Genomic DNA, 4,781 nt, shown 5'->3' on the forward strand with positions numbered 1-4,781 from the left:
CGTTGGTTTTGGTGGTGAGTCGGAGGCGCCCGGGTCTTCGCATAGCCTCTGCGCAGGCAGCGGCGGATGTGTATAAGGGACAGTGTTCGCCGTGCCCGCCGGCCGCCGACGCTTCGACGGCCGCCGGGCACGGCGAACACGAGCAAGATCAATATTTGACGGCGAACCGTCCCTAAATGGAATGATCTTTCAGTTGCCGACAAACCGATTCATCAGAAGTCGAGGAGGAGAGCCGTGCTGGATGCGGTCGACGCCGTGCTCGTCCGCGAGCTCCAGCGGGATGGCAGGGCCACCTTCCAGGCGCTCGCCGATCGCGTCGGGCTTTCCCGCACGGCCGTGCGGGCACGGGTGCAGCACCTTCTCGAAACGCAGGTCGTCCGCGTCGTCGGCATCGTGCACGCCGCCGTGGTCGGCGCCGAGGCGATCGGGCACGTCTCGGTCACCGTGGACGGCTCCGCCCGGGAGGTGGCCGCGGCCGTCGCCGAGCGGCCCGCCGTCTGCTTCACCGCGCTGACCGCCGGCCCGTACGACCTGGTCGCGCAGGTGCGCACCCGCGACGACGCCGCGCTCGCGGCCGAGGTGGACCAGATCCGGTCCGTCCCCGGCGTGCGCGCGGCGGAGGTGTTCCGGTCGGTGTCCACCGTGCGCGACAAGCACGCGGTGGTGCGCGAGCTCGGCGAGGTCAGCCTCGACGACATCGACTGGCGGCTGCTGCACGAGCTGCAGCGGGACGGGCGTGCCCCTTACACCCGGCTCGCGCACGTCATCGGCCTGTCGCAGGCCGCCACCCGGGCCCGGGTGGTCCGGCTCATGCGCACCGGCGTCATCCAGGTCACCGGGCTGGCCGACCCGCTCGCCCTCGGCGCCGCCGAGCTCGGCGGGTTCGGCCTGGTGGTGACCGGCGGGCTGCGGAAGGTCGCGGAGGCGGTCGCCGCCCAGGACGGCGTCCGCTACCTGGCGACCGGGTTCGGCCGCTACGACATCGTCGGGCAGGCCGAGGCGGCCTCCCGCGCCGAGCTGGTGGCCGTGCTCGACGCCATAAGGTCCGTGCCCGGCGCGACGGTGCGGGAGTCCTGGCACCACCTGGACGTGGTGAAGGAGTCCTACGCCGTGGAGCTGCCCGAGCAGCCGCTCAACGGGTCGGCCTGACCGGCCCCGGCGCCTCGGCCACGGTGCCCGCCGTGGCCGGGGCGGCACGCTAGTCGCGGTTGAGCGCGACCTCCTCCAGGTCCAGCTCGTGCATGACGCGGGTCAGCACCTCGTCGTCGATGCGCCGCTCGTCCCGCATCCGGACGAACACCTCCCGCTCGGCCCGCAGCATCTCCCGCCGCAGCCGCCGGTACGTCGCCGTCGGCACCTCCTCGCCCTCCGGGCCCGTCCCGCCGCCGAGCCGCTCCCACGCGCGCAGCTGCCGGTGCTCGGCCAGCTGCCGGAGCCGCTCCACCACCGACTCGTCCAGCCGCTCCGCCGCGTTCAGCTCCTCCAGCCGCTCCAGCGCCGCCCGCGCCGCCGCGTGCTGGGCGCCGGCCTCCGCGACCGTGTCGGTGTAGCGCTCCCGCTCGCCGCCGACGTGCAGCGCGCGGATCAGCGCCGGGAACGTCAGCCCCTGCACCAGCAGCGTCCCGAGGACGGTCGTGAACGTCAGGAACAGGATCAGGTCGCGTCCGGGGAACGGGGCGCCCGACGCGGTGAACGGGACGGCGAACGCGGCGGCGAGCGACACCACCCCGCGCATCCCCGCCCACGACACCACCGTCAGGCCGCGCCAGCCCAGGCTCTCGGTCGCCCGCTCCCGCCGCGACAGCAGCCGGGGGATCTGCGAGGCGGGGAATACCCAGGCGAAGCGCGCGGCGACGGTGACCGCGAAGACCGCGACCGCCCACCAGGTCAGCTCCTGCCAGCCGCGGTGCGACAGGCTGTGCAGCACCGGCGGCAGCTGCAGCCCGATCAGCAGGAAGACCACCGACTCCAGCAGGAAGACCATGACCTTCCAGAACGAGTGGCCGATCAGCCGGGTCACCGCCGCCGACTCGGTGGCCCGGTGGCCGAGGTACAGGCCGCTGACGACCACGGCGATCACCCCGGAGGCGTGCGCGGTCTCGGCGAGCAGGTAGGCGGCGAACGGCGCCACCAGCGCGATGCCGTTCTCCACCAGCGGGTCGCGCATCCGGGTGCGCAGCCAGTGCAGCGGCGGGCCGAGCAGCAGCCCGATCGCCGCGCCGGCGGCGGCGGCGAACAGGAACCGCCCCACGCCGTCCAGCAGCGTGAACCCGGCCCCCGTCGCCGCGATCAGCGCCACCCGGAACGCCGTCAGCGCCGTCGCGTCGTTGAACAGGCTCTCCCCCACCAGCACCGTCACCGTCCGGCGCGGCAGTCCGAGGCGCTGCGCGACGCTCACCGCCGCGACCGCGTCCGGCGGCGCCACGATCGCGCCGAGCACGAGCGCCGCCGCCAGCGGCAGCCCCGGGATGAGCAGGTGCGCCGCGTACCCCACCGCGAACGTGGTGAACAGCACCAGCCCCACCGACAGCAGCCCGATCGACCAGCCGTTGTCGCGCAGGTTGCTGAACGAGCTCTGCCAGGCCGCCGCGAACAGCAGCGGCGGCAGGAACACGTAGAGGACGAACTCCGGGTCGAGCTCGAACTCGGGGACGCCGGGGACGAACGAAAACCCCAGACCCGCGATCACCAGGATCAGCGGAGCCGGCAGCCCGGCGCGCCGCGCCCCCGCGGCCACCATCAGCGCCCCCACCGGGACGGCCAGCAGCCAGAGTGCGTGCGTCGTCTCCACTCGCCAGATCATGACATGACGGGCACCGCACCCGCCGGTGGGTCGAGTCATTGTGGGGGACGACCCCCACACCCCCGTAGCGCACTGACCGGCGCCCTCCACTCCGCTGGCGCTCCGCTCCGGTTGCCGGTCAGTGCGTGTCGCGGCCGGCCTCGTTGGCGAAGGTGAGGAAGTCGCGGGCGGCGGGCGGCAGCCGGCGGTGCGCGTGGACGAGCCCGATCATCCGGGTGATCGGCGGCATGAACGAGCGGACCGCGACGCCCTCGGTGTCCGCGATCTGGTTGCGGTACCACAGCAGGGAGCCCATCCCGGCGCGGACCCAGCCGAGCCACGCGCCCCGCTCGTCGGACTCCACCGCGGCGACCGGGGCCGCGCCGACCCGGCGCAGCACCGCGTCGATCTCGGCGCGCAGCGCGGTGCCGCGGGCGGGCAGGACGAGCCGCATGCCGTCCAGCGCGGCCGGCGGCACCGGCTCGCGGACCTTCAGCGCGGGCGGCGACACCAGCACCACCTCCCGCTGCTCGAACGGGTGCGCGGACATGTCGCCCGGGACGGGCAGGTCGGTGAGCGCGAGGTCGGCGCGGCCCGCGCGCAGCGCCGCCGCGACCTGGTCGCGGTCCTCGCAGCGCAGCACCCGGACCCGGACGGCCGGCTGGTGGCGGGCGAAGCGGGGGACGAGCCGCCCGGTCAGCTCCGGCTCCAGCGACGCGGTGACGGCGATGCGCAGCTCCGCGCCGCGCCCGTTGGCCCGCGCGACCGACAGGCCCTCGATCGCCTCGACGGCGTCCAGCGCGACGCGGGCCTGCCGGACGACCTGCTCGCCGACGGGGGTGAGGACGACGCCGCGGCCGGAGCGGGCGAACAGCTCGACGCCGAGTTCGCGCTCCAGCTCGCGGACGGCCCGCGACAGCGCGGGCTGAGCCACGTAGAGAGCCTGGGCCGCCGACGTCATCGTGCCGTGGTCGGCGGTCGCCACGACATAGCGCAGCTGCCGCAGATTCATGTGCCGACCGTATGCCCTCGAACCGCTCCGGTCCGGGACATAGCCGGAATCGGCCCCGGGCCTTTCGGTCCCGGGGCCGGTCAGGCGCGCGGGCCGGGCGCCGGGCCCCCGGCCGCCTCGGCGGACGGGACGGTGTCCGGCTCCGGCTGCAGCTGGGGTGCGCCGACCGCGCAGTGCCTCCTGCCCTCCGGCTCGACCGTCTCCCCGGACGGGGTGCGCAGCGCGTCGTCGTGGACGGTGAGGAAGCTCAGCACGGCGCCGGCGGCGAGCAGCACGGCGCACGTCGCCATGGAGATCCAGTAGCCGCGGGAGAAGTCCGCCGGGTCGTTGAAGGCGTCGCCGGTCAGCCCGGCCAGCGGCGGGATCGCCGCCACCGCCAGCAGCCCGGCGGCCCGCGCCACCGCGTTGTTGATGCCGCTGGCCACGCCCGCGTGCCGGGCGTCGGCGGTCGCGAGGACGGTGGCGGTCAGCGGCGCGACCACCGCCGACAGCCCGAGCCCGAACACCACCACGGCGGGCAGGACGTCGCGGACGTAGGAGGCGTCCCGTCCGAGCCTGCCGACGAGCAGCATCCCGGCGGCGGCCACCACCAGCCCCGCCGTCATCGGCAGCCGCGGCCCGATCTTCTGCGCGAGCGCGCCCGCCCGCGCCGACAGCAGCAGCATCAGCACGGTCACCGGCAGCAGCGCCGTCCCCGCCGCGATCGGCGAGAACCCGGACACGACCTGGAGGTTGACGACGACGAGGAAGAACATCACGCCCATCCCGCCGTACATGAGGAACGTGACGATGTTGACGGCGGAGAACTGCCGGGAGGAGAACACGCCCAGCGGCAGCATCGGCTGAGGCGCGGGCCGCCGCGCCCCGGGCAGCGGCCGTCGCGTTCGTCCTGCTGGAGCGGGCGCGCGGCAAGGCCGAGGACGGCGGCGGTGCCGATGACCGGGGGCGCGGCGCCCCCGCTCGGCGCCTCGGTGAGCGCGTACGTCG

The 4,781-nt window shown here is 74.9% G+C and carries 4 protein-coding genes; 1 reads left to right on the plus strand and 3 read right to left on the minus strand.

All coding sequences use genetic code 11. The features are described from left to right. The first annotated feature begins 234 nt into the window (after positions 1-234). Positions 235-1,149: an Lrp/AsnC family transcriptional regulator gene (locus HUX53_RS27760; RefSeq protein ID WP_176406170.1), complete on the plus strand. Its 915-nt coding sequence runs from the start codon at positions 235-237 to the stop codon at positions 1,147-1,149. A 49-nt stretch (positions 1,150-1,198) separates the two neighbouring features. Here HUX53_RS27760 and HUX53_RS27765 read toward each other — a convergent pair whose 3' ends face one another. The 3 genes from HUX53_RS27765 to HUX53_RS27775 all read right to left on the minus strand — a co-directional run bounded on the left by HUX53_RS27765 (position 1,199) and on the right by HUX53_RS27775 (position 4,666). Next, positions 1,199-2,803, minus strand: a complete 1,605-nt coding sequence (locus HUX53_RS27765; protein ID WP_176406171.1) for a Na+/H+ antiporter — start codon at positions 2,801-2,803, stop codon at positions 1,199-1,201. Positions 2,804-2,921: 118 nt separating this feature from the next. After that, positions 2,922-3,794, minus strand: a complete 873-nt coding sequence (locus HUX53_RS27770) for a LysR family transcriptional regulator (protein ID WP_176406172.1) — start codon at positions 3,792-3,794, stop codon at positions 2,922-2,924. Positions 3,795-3,874: 80 nt separating this feature from the next. After that, complete coding sequence (locus HUX53_RS27775) at positions 3,875-4,666, minus strand: MFS transporter (protein WP_255205700.1); 792 nt, start codon at positions 4,664-4,666, stop codon at positions 3,875-3,877. Positions 4,667-4,781 lie beyond the last annotated feature (115 nt).

The organism is Actinomadura sp. BRA 177, from assembly GCF_013372625.1.
Classification (GTDB): domain Bacteria; phylum Actinomycetota; class Actinomycetes; order Streptosporangiales; family Streptosporangiaceae; genus Spirillospora.

Excerpts from the sequence above, each read along its gene's own strand:
- HUX53_RS27770 (WP_176406172.1), bottom strand. The coding sequence starts at position 3,794 with ATGAATCTGCGGCAGCTGCGCTATGTCGTGGCGACCGCCGACCACGGC.
- HUX53_RS27765 (WP_176406171.1), bottom strand. The coding sequence starts at position 2,803 with ATGATCTGGCGAGTGGAGACGACGCACGCACTCTGGCTGCTGGCCGTC.